Annotated in this window: 20 protein-coding genes; 13 read left to right on the forward strand and 7 right to left on the reverse strand. The window is 61.3% G+C overall.

The genetic code is table 11. The annotated features are described in order from the left end of the window. Nucleotides 1-252: 252 nt before the first annotated feature. The 3 genes from ACQRAQ_RS07690 to ACQRAQ_RS07700 form a co-directional block, all read right to left on the reverse strand. Nucleotides 253-660, reverse strand: a complete 408-nt coding sequence (locus tag ACQRAQ_RS07690) for a GtrA family protein (RefSeq protein WP_370450581.1) — start codon at nucleotides 658-660, stop codon at nucleotides 253-255. Nucleotides 661-879: 219 nt separating this feature from the next. Next, nucleotides 880-1,275 carry a GtrA family protein gene (locus ACQRAQ_RS07695; protein WP_427719820.1) on the reverse strand — a complete coding sequence of 132 codons (396 nt, stop codon included), beginning with the start codon at nucleotides 1,273-1,275 and terminating at the stop codon, nucleotides 880-882. 78 nt (nucleotides 1,276-1,353) lie between these two features. Continuing rightward, nucleotides 1,354-3,270, reverse strand: a complete 1,917-nt coding sequence (locus ACQRAQ_RS07700; RefSeq protein ID WP_427719821.1) for a fructose-1,6-bisphosphatase — start codon at nucleotides 3,268-3,270, stop codon at nucleotides 1,354-1,356. Nucleotides 3,271-3,588: 318 nt separating this feature from the next. On the opposite strand from ACQRAQ_RS07700, the gene ACQRAQ_RS07705 reads away from it, so the two are divergent. After that, nucleotides 3,589-4,479 (forward strand): DegV family protein, encoded by an 891-nt coding sequence (locus ACQRAQ_RS07705; RefSeq protein WP_427794448.1) that lies wholly within the window; start codon nucleotides 3,589-3,591, stop codon nucleotides 4,477-4,479. 107 nt (nucleotides 4,480-4,586) lie between these two features. On the opposite strand, the gene ACQRAQ_RS07710 is transcribed toward ACQRAQ_RS07705, so the two are convergent. Then, a complete protein-coding gene (locus ACQRAQ_RS07710) occupies nucleotides 4,587-5,678 on the reverse strand; it encodes a hypothetical protein (RefSeq protein WP_427728970.1) in 1,092 nt (363 codons plus the stop codon). A 189-nt stretch (nucleotides 5,679-5,867) separates the two neighbouring features. Between ACQRAQ_RS07710 and ACQRAQ_RS07715 the strand changes: the two genes are divergently transcribed. After that, the gene (locus tag ACQRAQ_RS07715) at nucleotides 5,868-6,038 is read left to right on the forward strand and encodes a hypothetical protein (RefSeq protein WP_427794449.1); all 171 of its coding nucleotides are present in this window, start codon (nucleotides 5,868-5,870) and stop codon (nucleotides 6,036-6,038) included. 21 nt (nucleotides 6,039-6,059) lie between these two features. On the opposite strand, the gene ACQRAQ_RS07720 is transcribed toward ACQRAQ_RS07715, so the two are convergent. Next, nucleotides 6,060-7,163, reverse strand: coding sequence for an RsmB/NOP family class I SAM-dependent RNA methyltransferase (locus ACQRAQ_RS07720; protein WP_427794450.1), 1,104 nt, complete (start codon nucleotides 7,161-7,163; stop codon nucleotides 6,060-6,062). Between the two features lie 151 nt (nucleotides 7,164-7,314). Further along, nucleotides 7,315-9,465: a methionine--tRNA ligase gene (locus ACQRAQ_RS07725; protein WP_427794451.1), complete on the reverse strand. Its 2,151-nt coding sequence runs from the start codon at nucleotides 9,463-9,465 to the stop codon at nucleotides 7,315-7,317. A 132-nt stretch (nucleotides 9,466-9,597) separates the two neighbouring features. On the opposite strand from ACQRAQ_RS07725, the gene ACQRAQ_RS07730 reads away from it, so the two are divergent. From ACQRAQ_RS07730 to queA, 3 genes are all read left to right on the forward strand, one after another. After that, the gene (locus ACQRAQ_RS07730; RefSeq protein ID WP_427794452.1) at nucleotides 9,598-10,167 is read left to right on the forward strand and encodes a DUF3267 domain-containing protein; all 570 of its coding nucleotides are present in this window, start codon (nucleotides 9,598-9,600) and stop codon (nucleotides 10,165-10,167) included. Nucleotides 10,168-10,294: 127 nt separating this feature from the next. Beyond that, on the forward strand, nucleotides 10,295-10,870 hold the full coding sequence (locus ACQRAQ_RS07735; RefSeq protein ID WP_427794453.1) for an epoxyqueuosine reductase QueH: 576 nt from the start codon (nucleotides 10,295-10,297) through the stop codon (nucleotides 10,868-10,870). 70 nt (nucleotides 10,871-10,940) lie between these two features. Then, nucleotides 10,941-12,152: a tRNA preQ1(34) S-adenosylmethionine ribosyltransferase-isomerase QueA gene (gene queA / locus ACQRAQ_RS07740; protein WP_427794459.1), complete on the forward strand. Its 1,212-nt coding sequence runs from the start codon at nucleotides 10,941-10,943 to the stop codon at nucleotides 12,150-12,152. A gap of 399 nt (nucleotides 12,153-12,551) precedes the next feature. Here queA and ACQRAQ_RS07745 read toward each other — a convergent pair whose 3' ends face one another. Then, a complete protein-coding gene (locus ACQRAQ_RS07745) occupies nucleotides 12,552-14,324 on the reverse strand; it encodes a hypothetical protein (protein ID WP_427794454.1) in 1,773 nt (590 codons plus the stop codon). 233 nt (nucleotides 14,325-14,557) lie between these two features. On the opposite strand from ACQRAQ_RS07745, the gene tgt reads away from it, so the two are divergent. From tgt to pstB, 8 genes are all read left to right on the forward strand, one after another. Further along, the gene (gene tgt, locus ACQRAQ_RS07750; RefSeq protein ID WP_195622157.1) at nucleotides 14,558-15,697 is read left to right on the forward strand and encodes a tRNA guanosine(34) transglycosylase Tgt; all 1,140 of its coding nucleotides are present in this window, start codon (nucleotides 14,558-14,560) and stop codon (nucleotides 15,695-15,697) included. A gap of 233 nt (nucleotides 15,698-15,930) precedes the next feature. Continuing rightward, entirely contained in the window at nucleotides 15,931-16,689 is a 759-nt protein-coding gene (locus ACQRAQ_RS07755) for a TIGR00730 family Rossman fold protein (RefSeq protein ID WP_427719574.1), read from the forward strand. 106 nt (nucleotides 16,690-16,795) lie between these two features. Then, nucleotides 16,796-17,458: an HAD hydrolase-like protein gene (locus tag ACQRAQ_RS07760; protein ID WP_427794455.1), complete on the forward strand. Its 663-nt coding sequence runs from the start codon at nucleotides 16,796-16,798 to the stop codon at nucleotides 17,456-17,458. A 54-nt stretch (nucleotides 17,459-17,512) separates the two neighbouring features. Beyond that, nucleotides 17,513-18,949, forward strand: coding sequence for a M20 family metallopeptidase (locus ACQRAQ_RS07765; protein ID WP_427794456.1), 1,437 nt, complete (start codon nucleotides 17,513-17,515; stop codon nucleotides 18,947-18,949). A 293-nt stretch (nucleotides 18,950-19,242) separates the two neighbouring features. Continuing rightward, the gene (locus ACQRAQ_RS07770; protein ID WP_154515770.1) at nucleotides 19,243-20,178 is read left to right on the forward strand and encodes a phosphate ABC transporter substrate-binding protein; all 936 of its coding nucleotides are present in this window, start codon (nucleotides 19,243-19,245) and stop codon (nucleotides 20,176-20,178) included. 24 nt (nucleotides 20,179-20,202) lie between these two features. Continuing rightward, nucleotides 20,203-21,111, forward strand: a complete 909-nt coding sequence (pstC, locus tag ACQRAQ_RS07775) for a phosphate ABC transporter permease subunit PstC (RefSeq protein ID WP_427719566.1) — start codon at nucleotides 20,203-20,205, stop codon at nucleotides 21,109-21,111. Further along, nucleotides 21,104-22,030, forward strand: coding sequence for a phosphate ABC transporter permease PstA (pstA, locus tag ACQRAQ_RS07780; protein WP_427794457.1), 927 nt, complete (start codon nucleotides 21,104-21,106; stop codon nucleotides 22,028-22,030). The genes pstC and pstA overlap by 8 nt, the downstream gene beginning before the upstream one ends. Further along, entirely contained in the window at nucleotides 22,027-22,899 is an 873-nt protein-coding gene (gene pstB / locus ACQRAQ_RS07785; RefSeq protein WP_427794458.1) for a phosphate ABC transporter ATP-binding protein PstB, read from the forward strand. The genes pstA and pstB overlap by 4 nt, the downstream gene beginning before the upstream one ends. Nucleotides 22,900-23,047: the final 148 nt, after the last annotated feature.

Below are 23,047 nucleotides of genomic sequence, written 5' to 3' on the forward strand. Positions count from 1 at the left end.
GGGGCTCATCTGGAAACTGCGTCCCGTTCTGTTGACTGATTCCGGGACACAGTTTCCGCTAGGACGGCGTTGCGGAAGCTGCATCCCATTCTGAGGCTGCAATCTGGGATACACTTTCCGGAACGGCGTTCATGGGGAAACTGCGTCCCATTCATGCACCGTAGCCCGCCTTCCTCGGCAGACTCTGCAAACAAAAAACCGGTTGGAACGTGAATTCCAACCGGTTGCGAATGCAAGGGTATGTTTGGCTGACTACGACCGTGCGCCTTCGAGGAAAAAGCGACGGCTAAAGTAGTTGTACCAGGTGACCAGGAACGTGGCGATGGCCTTCATGGCCTGGTAGCCGATGCTCAAAAACGTGACGCCCACAAACATGTACAGGTCGTTGAGGCCCAGACCGATCACCGACAGGATGGTAAAGATCGTGAACTCGCGCTTACGGCTCATGCCCTCGCGATGGTCGAACACGTACTTCATGCTGAGCCAGTAGTTAACCACGACGGACGTGGTAAACGAGACCGTCGTGCTCATCAAAAAGTCGAGGTGGAACAGCTCGACGAGCGCAATAAGCATGCCCCAGTCGACGCCAAAGGAGATAAGGCCCACGACAGCGAACTTGAGGAACTGCTTGGTATGAGGTTGTGCCAGCGCGTTGCGCACGTAATCACATCCAATGCGTTGATGAATCGAGCAACGAGATACTTTAGAGCTTTTGCATGGCAAACGTAAGGTCTTTGGCAAGAACTATACGAACTCGCCAAATATTCAAGAGGTAATCTGCAAACGCTGCAAATTTGCCCGTAAACGAGCAAGGCTCAGGCAACGCTGCGCTCGACGCGCGTCATCCGCAGGTCCCCGTGGTGCAACGAGGAGGCCGACCTATTTGGCCTGCTCGCCCTCTAGGAAGATCTTTCGCGTTACAAAGTTGTAGACCATGACGAGTGCGGTAGCGCAAATCTTGGCGATATTGGCCTCGAGGCCCAGGCCGGCGTTGAGGGCAAGCACGATGCCGTCGTTGAGCGCCAGGCCAATAACGGATAGCACGACAAAGATGATGAACTCGCGGCGGCGGCTCATGCCCTCCTTGTGTGCAAACACGTACTTCATGCTCGCGACGTAGTTAAAGATGAGCGAGACGATAAAACCGCTGGTGTTGGCGATCAAGATGTTGAGGCCCAGGCCGTAGTGGAGCAGATTCATGATGCCAAAGTCGATGACGGTGGCAACGACGCCGACGACGCCAAACTTTATGATCTGCGCAAGGAGCTTTTGCATGGTACCTGCCTTAGGGTGGCGCCGGGGCGCCGCGGGGATGACAAACCCAGCAAGTTTAACCAATTCCCGCAGGTGGGGCTAGGCGCGCTCCTCGATAGCACCGTTTCTATATGCATCGAGGAGCTGGCGCAGGTCTTGGATCTGACTGCGAATCTTGACGCCGGTATCGGTGTCGCTCACCATGCGGCGCCGGTCGGCCTCGTCAAAGCGGTTGGTCTCGCTTTCGATATCGATGTTGCGGGTGAGCGCCTCGGCAACGCTGGTAAAGGCCTGGTGCGACTTGAGGCGGCATCCGCGCGAGCTCGAGATGAGCGTGTAACCGGCGATGCCCGTTTTGGGGTGGTAGGCGCGACAGAAACCGCCGTCGATGACCAGCAACTTTCCGTTGGCGCGGATGGGCTGCTCGCCCTTGGTGGTCTTGACGGGCGTATGGCCGTTGATGATATGGCCCGTCGGCGAGCAGGCCATGGGGGCGACGCCAAACTCGCGCATGATGTCGTCGCAAACGGACGAGGACGTGGTGAGCGTGTAGTACGGGTCCATCGGCTCGACCCACGTGCTCTTGTCGGCAATGTAGGCGCGCTCGAAGGTGCGCACCACGCGTCCGCTGGCGGGTGAGTTAAAGCCGATCCACAGGTACCACATCCAGTCGAGGGCATCGCGGTCGCCGACGCGCCAGGCGCGGCGGGCGATATAGTCGCAAAAATCAAAATAATCGCGGCCGGCGTGCCAGGTACCCAGGCAGTTCATGCTGCTAAAGGTGCCGTCTTCGTTGAGCGGTACGCAGCCGTGGAACAGCAGATTGCCGTTGGCGACCTTATACATGGAGCCGTGGGTATAGAGGAAATCGATGTGGCGATGCAGATGATCGGCGGTGACAAACTCGGACACGAGCTTGTCGATGATGTGCTGCTCCTCGGGCGTGAGCGTGTAGGGGTCCGCTGGATCGACGGTGGGGAAGTCGTTAGTCGTGAGCGGCCACACACTGCCGTCGGCGAGGGTGACCGTGCCGGCATCGTGATCGACCTTGTCGAGCAGTAGACGGTCGGCCATGTCGAACTCGGGGTGGCGCTGGATAATCTGGCCCTCGAGCTTAAAGAGCAGAACGTTGATGGCTTTGATGAGCGGGCTGATGGGCTCGCCGGCGGTATAGGTAGCGTTGGCAAAGGCGACAAGCTCGCGCAGCGAGATGCCGTAGTCGTTCTCGAGAATTTCGTAGTTGTCGTAGCGCAGGTTGTTGCGTAGCACCGTGGCGATGCAGGCGGGCTCGCCGGCAGCGGCGCCCATCCACAGCAGGTCGTGATTGCCCCACTGAATATCGAGCGAATGATAGGTGAGCAGGCGGTCCATAATCTTGGCCGCGCCGCCGCCGCGGTCGAAGATGTCGCCCACCAAGTGCAGGTGGTCCACGGCGAGGCGCTTGATGAGCGAGGCGAGCGACTCGATAAAGTCGTCGGCGCTGGCGGTCTCCAAGATGGATTCGATAATACGCTCGTGATAACGCACGCGGTAGTTGTTCTCGTCCGGATGCGTGTGCAGCAGCTCGTCGATGATGTAGGCGTAATCGCGCGGGATGGCCTTACGTACCTTGGAGCGGGTGTAGCGGCTCGAAAGCGAGCGGGCAACCACAATGAGCTGGTTGAGCATGGTCTTGTACCAGGTGGGCGAGTCCTCGTGCCGGCTGCGGACCAGATCGATCTTCTCGCGCGGGTAGTAGATGAGCGTGCACAGCTCGCCTTTTTCGTTAAAGGAGAGCGTGTCGCCAAAGATTTCGTCGACATGCTCGCGCACGACGCCCGAGCAGTTGTTGAGGATGTGCATAAAGGCTTCGTACTCGCCATGCACATCGCTCATAAAATGCTCGGTGCCCTTGGGTAGGTTGAGGATGGCCGAGAGGTTGATGATCTCGGTGAATGCGGATTGCTCGGTGGGGAACTGTCTCGACAGCAGGCGCAGATACTTGAAGTCTTGCGGATTGCGATCGAATGCGACCATGAAACACCTTCCGATGGGGTTGGTAAAACTGATAAACAGCGTCAAACGTTTATCAGTATGCGCTGCTTCTGTTTCGATTGGGGTTAGGAGATTGAATTGTTGGCCGAACGGTTTGCTAAATCGATTTAGTCAAGGTAGATATGGCGGTTGAGTGGAGACGTAGGGTCGTTTTTGCAGGCGCATACCTCCGAGATCGCTAGAGATGATGACGGTAAAGATGTTCACTACCTTTGGTTCAATTTGGTAAATAACGGACATTTGTACCGTATTCACGCATGCTGTGCGATAATTTGCGCAGCAATGAGTAAGGAGCCTCATATGAGTGATTTTGTCCTGACCTGTGAATCCGCCGCCGATCGAACCCGTGAGTTCTTTGCGTCGCGCAATATTCCTGTCGTGTGTTTTCATTACGAGATCGACGATGTTGTCTATACGGATGATCTGTATCAGTCGATTACGCCGGACGAGTTTTTTGCCCAGATTGCCGCCGGTGCCATGCCCAAGACGTCTCAGGTGAGCGTGGGTGAGTACGAGGAGTTTTGGGAGCCGTTTGTTGCCGAGGGTAAAGACGTGCTGCACCTGACGTTGTCGTCGGGTATTTCGGGCACGTATGGATCGGCCTGCGTTGCGGCGCAGATGCTCGCGGATCGCTATCCCCAGGGCGGCAAGGTGCGCGTCATCGATTCGCTGGCGGCGTCTTCGGGCCTTGGCCTGCTGGCGGAATGTGCCGCCGACGTTCGCGATGGCGGCGCTTCGCTCGACGAGACGGCCGCTTGGATTGAGGGGCATAAACTCAACCTGCACCACTGGTTCTTTTCGACCGATCTGTCGAGCTACCTGCGCGGCGGTCGCATTTCGGCCGCGAGCGCGATCATCGGCACGGCACTCAAGATTTGCCCGCTTATGACGGTCGATTGCGAAGGTGAGCTGGCGCCGCGTGAGAAGATTCGCACCAAGAAGCGTGCGATTTCCGAGATGGCTAAGACCATGATGGCACACGTGCAGGGCGGTGCGGATTATTCGGGTAAGTGCATCATGTCGCACTCGGCGTGTCGCGAGGATGCCGAGGCAGTTGCGGCGCTGATAGAGGAACAGATTCCGCAGCTTAAAGGCAAGATTGAGATTAATGACATCGGTACTCTGATTGGCTCGCATACCGGACCTGGTACGGTGGCGCTCTTCTTTATGGGCGACAAGCGCGTGGACTAACGTTTGTGGGCTGGCTGACGGTTTTAACGGCTACGCCTGTCCTCCTGACATTTGATAACAGAAAAAGGCCCGTCCCGTTGTTTGCGGGGCGGGCCTTGCTGTTGCGGCTAGCGTTTCTTTCCACGGAAGAAGAAACCGTGTAGCGAGGGCTTGAGTCCGCGGTTGGCACGACGCTCCTCGATATGATCGTGGATCGAGGCGACGCGCTCGATGACCTCGTCGGGAATCGGCACGTCGGGATTCATGTTCTCGACCTGGCTGACCTCGGCGGCGGCGACCTGGTCGATAATGGGCACATCGTCGCGCGAGATGACAGGCGTGGCGTCTTCCTTCATCTTGCGGTAGCGCTCCATCATGTCGGTTTGCAGCTGCTGGGCCGAAGGCGGCGTCCAGATGATAGCGTTGGCGCCGGCGGCGATGGTTTCACGGATGCTCTCGGGCGTCTTGCCACCCGGTGCGATGAGCGGCAGGCTGGGATAGTGCTCTCGCAGCTCGCGTAGGACCTGGGGTGTGTTTTTGCCGGCGGCGATGTTGAGGATCTTGGCCCCGGCGCGCACCTTGGCGTGGGCATCGTCATCGCAGCGAACGACCGTGGCGATGACGGGGATGTCGGCGATGTTGGTGATGTGCTCGACCATCTCGGCGGTAGCGGGGGAGTTGACCACGCAGCCCGCCGCGCCTTGCATCTCGGAGACGGCCGCCATCTGCACGGAGCGCTTACCGGTGGTGGTACCGCCGCCAACGCCCACAAAGACCGGGCACTCGGCAACAGTCAGCAGCGCCTGCGTAATGGCGGGCTGCGGCGTGAAGGGGTAGACGGCAAACACGGCGTCGGCATTGGAGTTGCGGATGACCGCCACGTCGGTGGTGTAGATGAGCGATTTGATGCGGCGTCCAAAGAGCGTAAAGCCGCTGGCCTCCTCGATCTCATCGGGCATGCGGAGGGCCGCCTTGCGCAGGCGCCCGTCGATGGGCAGCGGCTCCATGGGCAAAAGGCCGCTGGGGGTTACAGCCACCTGGGGCTCGGTAAATTCGTCCGCAAGCTCAACCTCTGAGAAATCGACCGAGGCGACGATGTCCTCGTGAACCTCGGCGGGAACATCGATGGGGGCTTGGTCGTTCGTCGCGGCGGGCGTGTCGAAGGAGCTGGTGGCGACAAAAGCGTCAACACGCTCGTTCAAATCGTTGAGAGAATCCATTGCGGTCCGTTTCTATAATGTGCGGTCGGCAGCGTGCGACCGGCGCTACGTTGCTAAAACGTTTGACGAGTTGATTTTTCCCCGCCGCGCTATCCGTTAGACCGAAGGGCCGGCGAACGTGAAGGAGCTGTGGTGGCAGGAATCGAGGTGCTATCTTGGATGTCCCGTTTATAAGAGAGGTGGCGCGGTATGGAAATCACGACAATATTGAGCTCGATTGGCCTATGCGTGGGCGCAATCGTAGCCGCCGCGGTCATCTACTTTGTGGTTACGGCCATTAAGGGCAAAAGAGCCGAGCGCAAGGAGCGTGAAGCGCTTGCGCGGCATAAGGACCAGCAGGACAGGCGCGCACGGAGATAGCTTGTTGAGTTGGTCCGTGCGCTAGCTGCGTTTTCGGATCAGAGCGATGTAGAAGCCCTCAAAGTCGCGGCTGGGCGGGATGGTCAGCGTGCCGGGCATGCCGTTGGCGACGGTCGAGACGTGGCCGGTGGCGATGGCCTCGGTGAGGGCGTTGCTCTCGACGCGTGGCTCTTCGCCAGCTTCCTGAGCACGGCGCGCTTCGCTTTCGCTCGGCGTGCCGTCGAGGGGGATGAGCTCGCAGTCCATGTGTTTGTCGAGGGCCTCTTGCAGGGCGTCCTCGTTTTCCTGCGGCAAGATCGAACAAGTCGAATAGACGAGCGTGCCGCCCGGCTTGAGGGCGCCCATGGCGCGGTCCAGAAGCGCGCGCTGCGAGCGGGCGCACTTGCAGAGCAGCTGCTCGGTCAGGCCGCGCAGGCTTTTCTCGTTGCCGCTGATGACGGTGCCCGTGCCGGTGCAGGGGGCGTCGAGCAGGATGCGGTCAAAGCGGAAGAACTCGTCAAGCTCGCGTGCGTCGATACGCATGACGGGCACGTTTTTGGCGCCCTGGCGGCCCAAGTTGGCCTCGAGCTTTTCGGCGCGGGGAATGCTCATCTCGCAGGCGGTGAGGTGCGCCTGTCCCTGGGTGAGAGCGGCAATCTGCGTCGTCTTGCCGCCGGGGGCCGCGCACATGTCCAGGATATCCTCGCCGGCCTGAGCGCCCAGCACCAAAGGAGGCATCATGGACGACAGGCTCTGCAGATAGATTTTGCCGTTGCGGTAGATGTCGAGATCCCACAGATCGGATACCTGGGCCTCGGGCAGGATGAAAGCGTCCGGGTACCAGGCAACGGTTTGGTGGGCGATGCCGGCTGCGTCGAGCGCGGCGGCGATGTCCTCGGCGGTTGCCTTGAGCGTGTTGGCACGCAGCGTGACCGGGCGCGTGTCTGCGGCGCCAAAGCCCTCGATCATGAGCTCGGCATCGGCAGGCGCATAGGCGCCGGCGACCGTGTCGACCATAAAGCGCGGCAGGTCGGCGGCGGAGTGTTGGGCGGCAAGCTGGTCGGAAAGCTCGGTGGCGGCAAACTGCCTGAGCTTGAGCTCGGGCTTAACCTGCTTTTTCTGCTTACGACGACGCGGCTTGGACATCCGTCTTTCCTTCCCATTCCATTAAAAGTAGTCAATTTGGGACGGGGCTATTTTAGCTGCCCGTCCGTTTCGGCAGGCGTTGCAGTTAAATTTGGGACGGGGTAGCTAAAATAGCCCCGTCCCAAATTGACTAGTCTGCCTTGGCGTTTGTCTAGTACTGGCTCTCGTGCTTGCTGAAGAAGTCGAAGCGCGGGGGCAGCGGCTTTACGCGGTGCTCGCCGGGCTTCTCGCCCAGGCTCTCCACAAACTCATCCGTGGAGGCAAAGATGTTGTCCCAGCTAAAGAAGGCGACCGGATCGATGTCGAAGTACTCGCAGATGAGCTCGCAGCCGGCCGGGACGATGCCGTGCATCAGGACGGTCGCCACGCGCAGCTCGGTAAAGGCGTCGACCAGTGCCTGCGTCATTGCGGTGTTTGCCTCGCTACCCTCGAGTTTGTTGGCAGCCTTGGAGGCGTCGCTCCAGCGCTTGTTGGCGGCACGCAGGTAGTCGTCACACACGGCGAGCGCGCGGTGCGTCTCGAACTTGTACATGGCTTGCTCAAAGGCGAGAGCTGCCTGCTCGGCGGCTTCGACCACGGTGGCGGAGGCGGCACCGGCGGGGATGCATCCGTTGCGGTAGGGGCTCTCGTCGCCCTCCTTGACGGCGACGCCGTAGAAGCAGCTGCGGGCCAGGCGGTTGAACACGCCGGTCAAAAGCGCGCTCTCCTTAAGGGCCGGGTCGATAACGCGCTTGTCGTCGCAGGCGCGCACCTCGTTGCCGTCCTTGTCCTTGCCGGTCACGCGTGTGTCATATGCCTTGGGGCTAAAGCTCACCGGCTTCTCGGACAGGCCGAGCGACAGCCAATGCGCACGCATCTGCTCGCAGGTGTAGTGATTGAGCAGGTCGTCTGCCGGCGGGGGAGGCGTCTGCGAGGACGAGCTGGCTTTTTTGCCCATGTAGAGCAGGTGATAGCAGGCGCTGACGGTGCTCTGCGTGAGGTTCCAACCCAGGGCCTCCCACATGGCGGTCTGCGCGATGCAGTAGAAGTAGATGTTGTCCTGACCGATAAACTGGTAGATCTGTGCGTCGTCCGAGCACCACCAGTCGCGCCAGTCGAGCGAGCTGTGCTGATAGGTGGGCGCGGGGACCTGCGTGGAATCGGCGGCGGGCTCGCCCATGAGGGCGGCATCCTGGGCGGCGACGCCCTCGGTCACGCCGGCGGCGCGGGCATCGCGGGCGAGCACGGTTCGCGTATAGCTGATGGGCGCCCACAGGCTCTCGGGCCAGCACCAGCAGGTGACGTCGGAGACGCCATCGACCTCGGGCACCGGAACGCCCCAGTCGATGTTGCCGGTGATGCGGAAGGGCACGAGCGCCTTGCCGCTACGGAAGCGCACGCCGCCGTTGGTGAGCACCGCGTGGGCGTCGTCGCGCTCCTTCCAGCTGGGGAAGGTGACGGTAAAACTGCTCTTGTTGCCCTCGGGCTCCAGCACGGTGTGCTCGGGGAGCTGGTCCTCGACGGCGTCGAAGGCCTCGCGGAACTTGTTCTGGATATAGAGCTGTGCCGGCAGCAGCCACTCTTCCATGGTCTTGGAGACCACGGAGCGAACCTGCGGGTTCTGGGCGAGCTTGGCGGTGTAGGTCTTCATAAAGTCGAGGTAGGCCGGCAGGTCGAAGTAGAGGTTGTCGACCGGGCGCAGCTCGGGCACCTCGCCGGTGAGCTGGCTCTTGGGCGCGATGAGCTCCTCGGGCTCAAACTGGTGGCCCAGGTCGCACTCGTCGGCATAAGCCTTCTCGGACTTGCAACCTTGGATGGGGCAGCGGCCGATGACCTGGCGACCGTTGAGGAACGTGCCGGCCTTGGCGTCGTAGAACTGAAGGGTAGAGCGCTTGGAGATGGTGCCCTGCTCGTGCAGGCGCTCGATAATCTCGGCGGTCACCTTGTTGTGAATCTGCGCAGCCGGCTCAAGGCCCGAGCCGCCGTAGATGTCGCAGCTGATGTTGTAGTTGTTGAGGGTCGCGGCCTGACGGGAGTGATTGGACTCGACATACTCGCTAATGGACTTATCGTAGCCCTCGTTCTCCTTGAGCTTGCGGTAGCTCTCCATGATGGGCGAGCCGTAGCAGTCGGTGCCCGAGGTGAAGATGACGTTCTCGCGGCCCAGGCGGTCGCGCAGGAAGCGGGCGAAGAAGTCGGCCGGGACAAAGACGCCGCCAACGTGGCCAAAGTGAAGACCCTTGTTGCCATAGGGCTCGCCGGCGGTAACGATGGCGCGGCGGGGCCAGCTGGGACGGTCGTTCATGGAGTATTTGGATGCCATGGGACTCCTTCGCATATGGTGAGAGCGCAGCCGGGCGCGGGGCTCGGCGACGCGGTGGTCAATTCGTGCATATCGTTCGACATTATCGCACATGCGGGCGGGTGCGTGGCAGGGGCGCTATCCTAAGATGCTATGAATGAGATTTCCAACATACATGCGTTTGAAGACGAGGATTTCCTGCACGCTTGCTTTGTGTGGGGGATGGCCGTGCTTGGCGCATTTGCCGCGTGCCTGGTGCCGGTGTTTGTGCTGCTGGGTGGGCCCGCGGACTTGGATGCGGCTGACGCGGGTGGCTGGATGGCTGTCTTGGGCTGGATAGTTGGCTTGGCTGCGGTTTCGGCGGCGTCATTTGCCGTGCACGAGCTGGTGCACGGCGTGTTCTTTAAGCTGTTTGCGCCCGCCGGTGCGCACGTGACCTTTGGGGCGAACCTCGAGACGTGCATGATTTACGCCTGCGCCGAGGGCGTGGTGTATTCGCGCCGGCGGTACATGGCAGTTTGTCTGGCGCCGACGGTTGTCGTGACGACAGCATTTGCCCTGGGGTTTGCGTTTTCGGGCTATCCGCTGCTGTGCTACCTGGCGGCCGGCTTGCATTTGTCGGGCTGTGTGGGCGACTGGTATTACGTGCGGACCATTTTGCGCGACCGCCGCATTGTCGCCTGCGAAGATACGTCCTTTGGCGTGCGCTTTTTTGGTCAGTAGTCTTTTTGGGACGGGGCTATTTTGACTACTTTCCTGTTGATGCAGGTATTTGGAACTGCTTGACGTCAAAAGTAGTCAAAATAGCCCCGTCCCAAAAAGACTACTTATTGTGGGGGAGGAGATGTCCATGAAGCCGCTGCTGCTGCACGCGTGCTGTGCGCCGTGCTCGCTGGAGCCGGTTCGTCTGCTGCGTGAGGAGGGGTTTGAGCCCACGATTTGCTGGACCAACCCCAATATTCAGCCGCGCGATGAATGGCAGCGCCGCTTGGACGAGCTGCGCCGGTGGTGTGCCGATGGCGACATCGAGCTCATCGAGGCGGGGGAGGACCGCGAGCGCTGGGAGGCCGGCGTGGCCCCGCTGGGCGCCGATCGACCCCGTCGCTGTCGTGCGTGCTATGCCCTGCGCCTGGCCGAGGCATGCCGTGTGGCCCAGGAGTGCGGGTTTGAGTTTGTGGGTACGACGCTCGCCGTCTCGCCGTATCAGTTGTTCGACACCTGCAACGATGTGTTGGAGCGTCTGGCTGCCTCCCGCGGTCTCACCCCGGTGATTCGCGATTTTCGCCCGTATTATCCCGAGGCGACACGCCGTTCGCGCGAGCTGGGCATGTATCGGCAGAATTATTGCGGCTGCCGATTCTCGGCCGTCGAGGCGGCCATGGACCGCGCCCGCATCCGCGACGAGCGCAAAGCCGCCAAAAAGTAGTTCTTTTGGGCTGGCAGCCTGCTAGGATGTAGAGCGGATTTTAGCTATATAAGGAGTATTCGACGTGTCTATGCGTACCGATGATTTTGACTACAACCTTCCTGAGGAACTGATTGCCCAGGCTCCTGCCGAGCCGCGCGACTCCTGCCGCCTGCTGGTGGTGGATCGCAGGGGCTCCCAGGCGGGAACGCCACTGGAGCATGGCGGCACCGTCGAGCACCGCATCTTCCGCGACATCATCGACTATATCGAGCCGGGTGACGTGCTCGTCATCAACCAGACGCGCGTGATGCCGGCCCGTCTTATCGGTCGCAAGACAGGCTCGGGCGGCGTGGTCGAAACGCTGCTGCTCAAGCGCCGCGAGGACGTGGATCCGCTGGGTCACGTTTGGGAGTGTCTGGTCAAGCCGGGCAAGCGCCTAAAGCCCGGTGCTCAGATTGAGTATCGCGCCGGTGGTGCCCATGCGCCCGAGGGTGCTCCCGTGGTGCTGACGGCCGAGGTCGTCGACTTTGTCACCGATAGCCGCGGCGGCCGCCTGGTGCGTTTTGAGCCAGCCGGTTGCAATGCCGCCGGCGACCCGCGCACGCTCGATGAGGCTATCCATGCTGCCGGCCACGTGCCGCTGCCGCCCTACATTACCGATTACGAGGGCGATCCCGAGAAGTACCAGACCGTCTACGCCATGAAGGAGGAGCACTCAGCTGCCGCTCCCACGGCGGGCCTGCACTTTACTCCCGAGCTCATGGCCGCTATCGAGGCCAAGGGTGCGAAGTTTGCCGCCGTCGAGCTCGAGGTGGGCATCGATACCTTCCGTCTGGTGGAGGAGGACGACCCCACGCAGCACGTGATGCACACCGAGCGCTATCACGTGTCGCAGGAGGTTGTCGACGCCGTGCATAAGGCTAAGGCCGAGGGGCATCGCGTGATTGCTGTCGGTACCACCGCAGTCCGCTCGCTCGAGAGTGCGTTTGACGCGGACGCGCCGGTGTCCGATCCGGCTGTGACGGCGCGCTATTTTGAGGGCCGTAAGGACGGGGCCGACACGCTCGGCCGTGGTGACATCGTGGCGCGCGAGAACGCGACGACGCAGCTCTACCTCATGCCCGGCTCGACCTATCACGTGGTCGACGCGCTGATCACTAACTTCCATGTTCCGCGCTCCACACTCATGATGCTCGTGAGCGCACTTGCCACCCGCGATCAGATCATGGATGCCTATGCCGCCGCTATCGAGCAGCGCTACCGCTTCTTCAGCTTTGGCGACGCCATGCTCATTTGTTAGTTACGCGGTTCTACGAACCGCGTAACTGCTCGACGCTGCGCGGGCCGCATTTGGACAATCTGACGTTCAACTTCAAGGGCGCGACCAGAAGGTCAGCGCCCTTTCGTTTCACGTCACCTTGCCTCAAATGCGACCCGCTCGCTGTCGCTGGCAAAACATCGGCATTTCTTTGGTTGTCAAGAGATTGCCGTTCTGGCGGGTTTTCGCTGACTTCGCCAAAACATTGGCGTTGCCGTGGTTCAACCTGCCAAAAAGGGACAGGTTTATTTTGGCAGGTTTTATCTGGGCAAACGTTGTTGGTGCGATGGGGACTGCTTTATATGCACCAAGTTGGTGCAAAGTAGCCTGGCCCCTTTGCACCAATCAAAACGTTGCGGTGAGTGTTTTTTGGCAGCTGGTTTACTTGCTCGCGAACAGCCAGATTAGGACGATCACGAGGATTACGGCAACAATGCAGACGATTGCGCCGGTGAATTTGACGCGTGAGTCGCGGGTGCGCTCGCGCACGTCGTTCTCGGCGGCTTCGAGCTGAGCCACTTCGCGCTCGGTTTCGGCGCGCTCGGCCTTATCGCGAGCCAGGGAGCCCGCGAGCGATTCGGTGATCTCGGGATGGTTGTGCACCTCGGTCGCCTGCTCGATGATCGACTGCGCATGCGCGACGTCCGCCTGGGCATTGGCGATAGCCTGCTCTTGCTCTTGACGCGCTTTGTCCTCGGTGACGATCTTCTCGCGTAATTCGCGCTGGCGCGTTGCAGCGGCCGCCTTTGCGGTCTGCAGCTCGTCGCGCGCGGCATCGGCCTCGGCCGTCACGGCCTGATGGGCGCGCTTGGCGTCGGCGATGGGGGCTTGCGCCTGCTCGACGGCGTGCTCGGCGGCTGCGAGCGAGTGCTCAAGATCGGCGGCGATGCGCGGGACATCTTCCTCGGCTTTACGCAGGGCATCAGCCGTGTCGGAGATCTGCATCGAAAGCTCGCTGGTGCGCACCGTATAGTTGGCGGGATTTGCCGAGGGATTGCGCTGCAGCTCGGCATACTCACGGCGCAACGTTTCGAGTTGAGCACGCGTGGCGTCGACGGTTTGCTGCGCTGCGGCAACGCCGGCGTCGCGCTCGGCCTGTACCTTGTCGCGGATGCGCTTGGAATCCTCGAGACGTCGTACGAGGCGGTTACCGGTCTCGCGCGAGCTGGCTTCGCGCGCTTCGACGGCATCGAGTGCGGCTTTGAGACGCCGCTCGGTGGCGTCGTCCTCTTCTTTTATTTGTTCGAGCTGCGCTTTGAGCTCTGTTGTCTTGGCGGCATGGGCGTCGCGGCCGATTTCTGCCGCCGCGGCGGCCTTTTGTGCCGTGTCGATAGCGTGGCGCTGCTCGGCGACGATTTGGCCGTAGCGGCTTGCGATATCCTGGCGCGTCTCGAGCTCCTCGCCTTGATCGGCGATGCGCTGATCAAGTTCGGCCAGGTGGGCACGAGCGTCCGCGAGCGCCTTCTTTGCGGCGTTCATCTCGCGCATGGCAGAGGCGCCCTGGGCGATAAAAGTGCCTACGGCGTTTGCTGTATTTGAGACGGCGGTTCCCAGATCGCGGCTGGCTGCAGGGGCGTGTGGAGCGGTCGGGTGACCGGCGTCGGCCGCACCCGCATCGGGCGCCTGCGACGTGGCGATATTGCCGGTGCCACCCTCGATCACGGAAAAGCCGGCAGTGTGCGGGTCAACTGCATCTGCGCCAATTGTAGGGTGCTCGAGCTGTAAGAACGAAGGTACGGTGCTGCCTTGGTCGGCAACGGGGGTCTCGCCAGGCACGAAGGTCGATGCGGCCTCGGCGGCCTTCTCTTCTTCGGCGTCCACATCGGCGTCGGCCACGGCGTCTTTCATCGCTTTGACGGCATCCATCATGGAGTCCATGACGGCATCGAGTTCTTCTTCCGAAGATACCTCGATGGGGCCTGCCGCCTGTGACGCGGGGTCCGCGTCGGGCTCGGCGTCGTTCGACTCCGGTTGCTCGCCTTCGTCATGCTCGACAGTATCGCCTGTGTCTGTTGCCTTATCCGCACCGGCGTGCGCATCTTCGGCGGATGCATCGACGGAAGCGGCGACGCAGGTAGGAGTGCTGCAGTCGTCGGCGACGTCTGCGGAATCATCAATATGCTGCTGAGTCTGGGGGTCCAGCTCGTCTGTCATAGGCATGTGCTCCTCATCGTTGATTGTCACCCTATGATAAAGTCTCGCGCCGGCATCCCGCGCGCCGCAGCAAAGTTTCAAAACGTGTTCGATGGCTCGCTTGGATAGCAAAAATTTGGCCGCTCTATTCAGTTTGCGCTTGACATTCCCTTCTCCGAAAGACGTTATGCCGTTCACCTGCCACGGTCTTTATAATGGTTTGCGTATGAACCGCAACCAAGGAGTTCCAGTTTATGGACCAGAGCCTATTTAAATTCGACCTGATCGCCGAGGATCCGACGACGCATGCGCGTGCCGGCGTGCTGCACACTCCGCACGGCGACATCGAGACGCCGATCTTTATGCCCGTGGGCACCAAGGCAAACGTCAAGGGCATTCCTACCGAGACTGTCAAGCAGCTCGGCGCCCAGATCGTGCTCGCCAATACCTATCACCTGTCCATGCGTCCCGGCGAGGACACCATCGCCGAGTTGGGTGGTCTGCACAAGTTTATGAACTGGCATGGCCCCATCCTCACTGATTCCGGCGGTTTCCAGGTGTTCAGCCACAACGACGCCGTCAAGCTCACCGACGAGGGCGTGCGCTTTATCGTCAACGACTACGACGGCCGCCACGTGTTCTGGACGCCCGAGGACAACATGGAAATCGCCATGAAGCTCGGCTCCGACATCTGCATGCAGCTCGACCAGTGCCCGGGCTATCCCGCCACGCGCGCCTACGTTGAGCGCGCCGTTGAGCTGTCGAGCATGTGGGCCGAGCGCTGCTATAAAGCTCATACCCGCGATGACCAGGCGCTCTTTGGCATCGTTCAGGGTGGCATGCATCTGGACCTGCGCCTGCGTTCGCTGCGCCATCTGGAGGAGTGCGGTGACTTCCCCGGTTACGGCATTGGCGGCTACTCGGTGGGCGAGGACCACGAGACCATGTTTGAGACGCTGGCACCGCTCGCGAGCGAGTACATGCCCAAACATAAGCCGCGCTACCTGATGGGCGTCGGCAACCCGACGACGCTCGTGCGTGGTGTAGGCGTGGGCATCGACATGTTCGACTGCGTGCTGCCGACGCGCACCGGCCGCATGGGGACGGCGTTCTCGAGCGAGGGTCGCCTTAACTTCCGCAACGCCCGCTTTGCGCACGACGACGGCCCCATCGATCCCACCTGTACCTGCCCGGTGTGCACGGGCGGTTACAGCCGTGCGCTCATTCGCCACATGGTCACGCAGAAGGAGATGCTCGGCGGCATTTTGCTTTCGATGCACAACATCTACTACCTGCTCAACCTTATGCAGCGTGCCCGCCAGGCCATTATCGAGGGACGTTACGGTGCGTTCGTGAGCGACTGGATGAACAGCCCCGCGGCAGTGGATTACTAAGAGCTGCGGGTGTGCTTACGGGGGCGCTCGCGCGGTGTCGAGGCTACGTGCCAATCGACCGTGCGTAGCCGGCGCCGGGCATCGCATGCGTCGGCATCGCTTGCACGACCTCTGACCGATGCCTTGCAAGCGCTTGATGCATCGTGGGTACCATACCGAATGGTTGATGTTCGGGCGGGTGTTTGACGCATGGCGTCGACCCCGCCCGTTTCTATTTTCGATAGGAGTATCCCATGATTAAGAATGAGAACGTCGAGGGCGAGCCGGCCTACGACGAGACGTACCGACGCGGCCCCGTGGTTATGCGCGGCCCTATGATTCCTAAGGACAACACCTACGCCAACCTGCTGGCGCCCGAGGACTCGACTGACTGGTTGCACGCCGACCCGTGGCGTGTGCTGCGCATTCAGGCCGAGTTTGTCGATGGCTTCGGCGCGCTTGCCGAGCTCGGGCCCGCGGTGACCATCTTCGGCAGTGCCCGTACGCCCAAGACCGATCCGCTCTACAAGGCGGCGCGCACGGTCGGCCGCAAGATCGCGCAGCGCGGCGTGGCGGTTATCACCGGCGGTGGTCCTGGCATTATGGAGGCGGCCAACAGGGGAGCGGCGAGTGCCAACGGCAAGTCGGTCGGCTTGGGTATTGAGCTTCCGCACGAGCATGGGCTCAACAAATACGTGAACCTCGGCATGGACTTCCGTTACTTCTTTGTGCGCAAGACCATGTTTGTCAAATACAGCTCGGGCGCCATCGTGTTTCCCGGTGGTTTTGGTACGCTCGACGAGATGTTTGAGGTGCTCACGCTGGTGCAGACGCACAAGGTCAAGCGCATGCCGCTTGTTTTGGTGGGCAGCGAATACTGGCAGGGCCTGTTCGACTGGCTCAACGGCCCGGTGATGGATGCCGGCATGATCAGCCCACTCGATCCAGACCTCGTCCACATCACCGATGACCTCAACGAGGCCGTCGACATCGCCCTGAGCGGGCTGATGTAGGGTAGGTAAAATGGGACGGGGCTAAAATTGCTAGGTTCAATTGTTGAATAGTCAACAGGTTGAAGTTTCGGTGTGGAAATCGTCAACTGGGGGAAGAGGGATGTCGATGGAGGCACTGGAGATATGCAAGCGGCTGGTCGTGCTGTTTGATTTTGACGGCACGGTGGCCGATACGGGCCGGGCGGTGATGACCTCGACGCGTAAAGCGCTGGCTGCGCGCGGGTTTTCTGAGGCGCAGATGGGTGACCTGCGCCGCATGATCGGGCCTCCGTTGTGGAAGAGCTTCCACGACTTTTACGGCTTCTCGCGCGAGGAGTCGCTTGTGGTGGCCGACGAGTACCGTGCCTTTTTTGATGAGCTGGGACCGGAAGAGTACCCCGTGTTCGATGGAATTCCCGAACTGCTCGATGGCCTGGTCGCCCAGGGGCATCACTTGGCCGTGGCGACGTCGCGCATGGAGGCAAAGTGCATCGACATGGTGGGCGAGCTGGGGCTTTCGCAGTTTGAGGCGGTGGTCGGTATGAATCCGCCGCAGGGGCGCGAGACCAAGGCCGATTCGGTTCGCGATGCCCTGGCGGCGCTCGGCGCGACGGCGGACGATGCCGTGATGATCGGCGACCGCTTTAACGATGTGGAGGGCGCGCACGCAAGGGGCGTGCCGTGCATTGGCATCTATTCGGGCGCGGCGGTGCCGGGCGAGCACGAGGCGGCGGGTGCCGATGCAGTGGTGCACTCGGTGGCCGAGCTTGCTAAACTTTTCGCCATCTAATGACGTTATGCGAGGGGCGGGTGTGGCCGTCGCTCATTGGTAAGGAGGTCGTCCATGAATCAGGTGGAACAGAGCGTTACCGAGTATGTCGACGAGATCTGGGAAGATGTCGTTGCCGATATCGAGCAGCTGGTGAGCTATCCGTCCGTGGCCGTTGCTGCCCATGCGGAGCCCGGTGCGCCGTTTGGCCGCCCGGTCCGTGATGCGCTCGATTGTGCGCTCGGCATTGCGCAAAAGCTCGGCTACCAGACGAGCGACGACGAGGGCTATGTGGGCATCGCCGACATTCCCGGCCGCGGCGATAAGCAGCTTGCGACCATCTGCCATGTGGATGTGGTGCCCGCCGGTCCCGGTTGGAACACCGACCCGTTTGCGATGGAGCGCCGCGAGGGCTGGCTGCTCGGTCGTGGCGTGATCGACGACAAGGGCCCGGCCGTGTTGTCGCTCTACGCCGGTGCCTACCTGATCAAGCACGGCATTGTGCCGCGCTATACCTTCCGCGCGCTGCTGGGCTGCGATGAGGAAGTGGGCATGTCCGACGTTCACCATTATCTGGAGAACCACGCAGACCCCGACTTTTTGTTTACGCCCGATGCCGAGTTCCCGGTCTGCAATGCCGAGAAGGGCCAGTTTGGGGCGACGTTTGTGAGCTCCAAGATCGACGGCGGGCGCATCGTATCGTGGAGCGGTGCCGAGGCGAGCAACGCCATTCCGTCGCAGTCTATCTGCGAGCTCGCGATTGCCGCCGATGAGCTGCCGGCGCCCGTTGAGAACGCCGACCGCCTGGAGATCACGGCGCTCGATAACGGGCATGCGCAGATTTTCGCCCACGGTATTGGTGGCCACGCTTCGATGCCCGAGGGAACGATCAATGCCGTCGGCCTCATCGTGGCGTATCTGCGCGAGGCCGAGGACGCGTTTGGTGCACGCGACGAGCGCCTGCTGACGCCCGCCGAGCACGAGTTTGTCAAGTTTCTGACCTTTGTACATGCGGATGCCTATGGCCACGGCCTGGGTATCGACGCGACGAGCCCGGCGTTTGGCCCGCTCACGTGCAACCCCGGTGTTATCCGTGTGATGGATGGCCATATTGAGCAGGTCATCGACGTACGTTTCCCCGACAGCACGAACGCCGATACCATCTGCGAGCAGCTCGAGCCGCTCGTGGGCCGCTTTGGCGTGACGTGCCGTGTGGGTCGTGCAAAGGTGCCGTTCTCGGTGTCCGCCGACGATCCGGCCGTGAAGGCGCTTATTGATACCTATAACGAGTTTACGGGCAAGCATGCCGAGCCCTTTGCCATGGGCGGCGGCACGTACGCACGCAACTTTGCCCGCGCCGTGTCGTTTGGCCCCGAGGAAACCGGCCTGGAGCTGCCCGCATGGGGCGGCCAGATGCACGGCCCCAACGAGTGCGCCAACGAGGAACAGCTCAAGCAGGCGCTCAAGATCTATATTGTTGCGATCCTCCGTTTGAATGAATTAGAGCTTTAAGGTTTCGCGGTTTCCTAATCTAAGTTGCGATGGAATAGTTCCTAGAATGGGCCATTTGATGGCCAAGCAGGAACTATTTCACCGCAACTTTGTTTTTATTGGTGTAAAAGGCGGGCCATGCTTGGGGGCGGGTTTGTTATTCGTTTGTAAAGCCGAGTCGCGCTTGCGGTAAGGGTCTATCAAATGCCCGTAAGAAACCGCAGTTGGCGCGGGCACCGCCCGATCGAGGCCGTATCTTTCCAAACAGCAAAGCGGGCAGGGTGCCCGCGAGTCGCATGTATGAAAGGAAGATTATGCTCGATCAGGCTTATTCTCGTCGTCAGTTCCTCGGCCTCGCTGGTGGTCTTGCCAGCTTCGTGGGCCTCGGCCTCGTTGGTTGCGGCGGCGCGGGCGCTTCCAACGCCGCCGACAAGGGCAGCGCCGCTGCCGAGTCCGTCTCCGGCGAGGTGACCTACGACGGCGCCTCCTCGTTCCAGGCTCTCGTCGAGGCCGCTGCCGAGAAGTTCATGGACGCCAACCCGGACGTCTCCGTCTCTGGCTCGGGCAACGGTTCAGGCAAGGGCCTGACCGCCGTTGCCGCCGGTACCGTTACCATCGGTAACTCCGACGTCTTCGCCGAGACCAAGCTCGAGGCCGACCAGGTCAAGAACCTCGTCGACCACGAGGTCGCCGTCGTGGGCATGGGTCCCGTCGTCTCCAAGAACGTGAAGGTCGACGACTTGTCCCTCGAGCAGCTCAAGGGCATCTTCTCCGGCCAGATCACCAACTGGAAGGAGGTCGGCGGCGACGACGCCACCATCGTCGTTCTCAACCGCAAGGCCGGCTCCGGCACCCGCGCCACCTTCGAGGCCGCCGTCTTTGGTGACGAGGCCGTCGACTTTAAGGGCGACGCCGAGCTCGACAAGTCCGGCGACGTCCAGACTCAGATGGCCAGCACCGACAACGCCATCTCCTACCTCGACTTCTCGCACTTCGACGACTCCAAGTTCAACGCCATCAAGGTCGAGGGCGTGGAGCCCAAGAGCGCAAACGTCACCGACGACTCCTTTAAGATCTGGGCGACCGAGCACATGTACTGCGCAAAGGACGCCGACGATGCCACCAAGGCCTTCCTGGAGTTCATGCTTTCCGACGACGTCCAGGGCAAACTTGTCGAGGAGCAGGGCTTTATCCCCGTCTCTGCCATGAAGGTCGTCAAGGACGCCAGCGGCAAGGTCTCCGCTAAATAAGTAATCGCCCCGGAAAGGTTTGCAATGGCAAAACAGCTGCCAAAGCGCGACCTTGAGAACGTGGGCCTGGGCGTCACGGGCGCGTGCGTAGCGCTCGTGACGCTTGTCGTTGCCGCGCTCATCTTTATGGTCGCCCAAAAGGGCCTCTCGGCTTTTCTCAAGGACGGCGTTTCGGTCGTCGAGTTCTTTACCGGCACCAAGTGGGACCTGGCCAACACGGCCGAAAACGGCCTGCCCTATACCGGCGCCCTGCCCCTGATCGTCACCTCGTTTGCGGTCATGGTGCTCTCCACGCTTATCGCGTTGCCCATCGCCATCGGCTCTGCTATCTTTGCGGTCGAGATTAGCCCTAAGTTTGGCTCCAAGGTGTTTCAGCCGCTTATTGAGCTTTTGACCGGCATTCCCTCGGTCGTCTTTGGCCTGGTCGGCTTTCACGTGGTCGTCGGTCTTATGAAGAGCGTTTTCCACGTGAGCACGGGCCTGGGCATCTTGCCCGGCGCCATTGTGCTGGCCGTCATGATCTTGCCGACGATGACCACCCTTTCGGTCGATGGCCTGCGTGCCGTGCCCGATAGCTACCGTCAGGGTTCGCTCGCGCTGGGCTACACCCGCTGGCAGACCATCTGGCACGTGGTACTCAAATCCGCCATGCCGTCGCTCATGACCGCGGTCATCCTTGGCATGACCCGTGCCTTTGGCGAGACGCTCGCCGTGCGCATGGTTATCGGCGGTATCGAGGCCATGCCGACGTCGCTGCTGTCGCCGGCCTCCACCATCACCACCACGCTCACCACGTCCATGGCGGTCTATGCCGAGGGCTCTGCCCAAGACGATGTCCTGTGGGCGCTCGGTCTGCTGCTGATGGGCATGAGCCTCATCTTTATCCTGATCATCCACCTTATCGGCCGCAAGGGGGCGAAGGCTCGTGGCTAGCACGCGCATTCATATCGACGAGGCGAGACTCGGGCGCGTCCAAAAGCAGGACCGCATCGCCACGGGCGTGCTGACGGCAATCGTCGCCATCGTCATGCTCATCGTCGTCTCCATGGTGGGCTATATTCTGTTCGAGGGCATCTCGACGTTGTTCCAGCCGGGCTTTCTCACGCAGCCCGCGCGCGCCAACGGAACCCAGGGCGGCGTGCTCTACCAGCTGTTCGACTCGTTCTATCTGCTGCTGATCACCTTAAGTATCTCGGTGCCCATCAGTCTGGGCGGCGCGGTTTTCCTGGTTGAGTACGCGCCGGACGGACCCATCCGCGACATCGCCTCCACCGCCATCGAGACGCTGTCCTCGCTGCCTTCCATCGTCGTCGGCATGTTCGGCTTTCTGGTGTTCTCGGTGCAGCTGGGTTGGAAGTACTCCATCATCTCCGGCGCCGTCGCGCTCACCATGTTCAACATTCCCATCCTGGTGCGCGTGATTCAGCAGGCGCTCGAGGACGTGCCGCAGGCCCAGCGCGATGCGTGCCTGGCTATGGGCCTCACCCGCTGGGAGGCCACGCTGCACATCCTGATCCCCGAGGCCATGCCCGCCATCGTGACCGGTATCGTGCTTTCGGCCGGCCGCGTGTTTGGCGAGGCCGCGGCGCTGCTCTTTACCTCGGGCATGAGCTCGCCGGTTCGCCTGAACTTCTTGAGCTTTAACCTGTCGAGTCCCACTTGCGCCTGGAACGTGTTCCGCCCCGGTGAGTCGCTCGCCGTGCACATCTATAAGATCTACGGCGAGGGTAGCCCCGAGGCACAGCAGATTGTTTGGGGCACCGCGGCACTGCTGATGATTTGCGTGCTGCTGTTTAACGTAGTCGCCCGTATCGTGGGCAAACAACTGGCAAGGAGGATGACGGCCGAATGAGCGAGATAAATGAAACGCCCGCAACCGAGGCGGCCGCGTCCGAGACCCAGGTCTTTTTGTCGAGCGTGGGGGAGAGCGAGAAGCGCGTGCGCGTAAGCGGCAAAGCGGTGAGCGACGAGGTCGTGCTTTCCACCAAGGACGTCAACGTGTACTATGGCGACCACCATGCGCTGCACGATACGTCGCTCGACTTTCACAAGGGCGAGATCACGGCGCTCATCGGGCCTTCGGGCTGCGGTAAGTCGACCTTTTTGCGCAGCCTCAACCTTATGAATCGCGAGATTCGCGGCTGCCGCGTGGAGGGCGAGATCAACTACCGCGGGCGCAACGTGAACACCAAGACCGAGAACACCTACGAGCTGCGTCGATCCATTGGCATGGTGTTTCAGCAGCCCAACCCCTTTCGCAAGTCCATTCGCGACAACATCACGTTTGCGCCCAAACGCCACGGCATTACTGACCGCGACGAGCTCGATCGCATGGTCGAGGAAAGCCTGCGTGGCGCGGCGCTGTGGGACGAGGTCAAGGACAAGCTCGACAAGAGCGCCTACGCGCTTTCGGGCGGCCAGCAGCAACGCCTGTGTATTGCGCGCACGCTGGCGCTCAATCCCGATGTGATTCTGTTTGACGAGCCCTGCTCGGCGCTCGACCCCATCTCGACGCTGGCAATCGAGGACCTGATGTCATCGATTGTTGCCGACCGCGCCATCGTCATCGTGACGCACAACATGGAGCAGGCGGCGCGCGTGTCCAACCGCACGGCGTTTTTCTACATGGGCGATATGGTCGAGTACGACGAGACCGACGAGATTTTCCAACGGCCCAAGGATAAGCGGCTGAATGATTACCTCACCGGCATGTTCTCCTAGTCCGGGACATGCTTGAGGCCCGCGGCGGCCATGGTTGCCGCGGGACTGATTGGAGAGGCGGGTCATCTCCTGCGGGAGATGGCCCGCCTTTTTGTGTCGCATGCGGCCGTCGACCTACCAAAAAGGGACAGGTTTATTTTGGCAGGTT

The organism is Collinsella sp. SGI.178 (assembly GCF_050313495.1).
Lineage (GTDB): Bacteria > Actinomycetota > Coriobacteriia > Coriobacteriales > Coriobacteriaceae > Collinsella.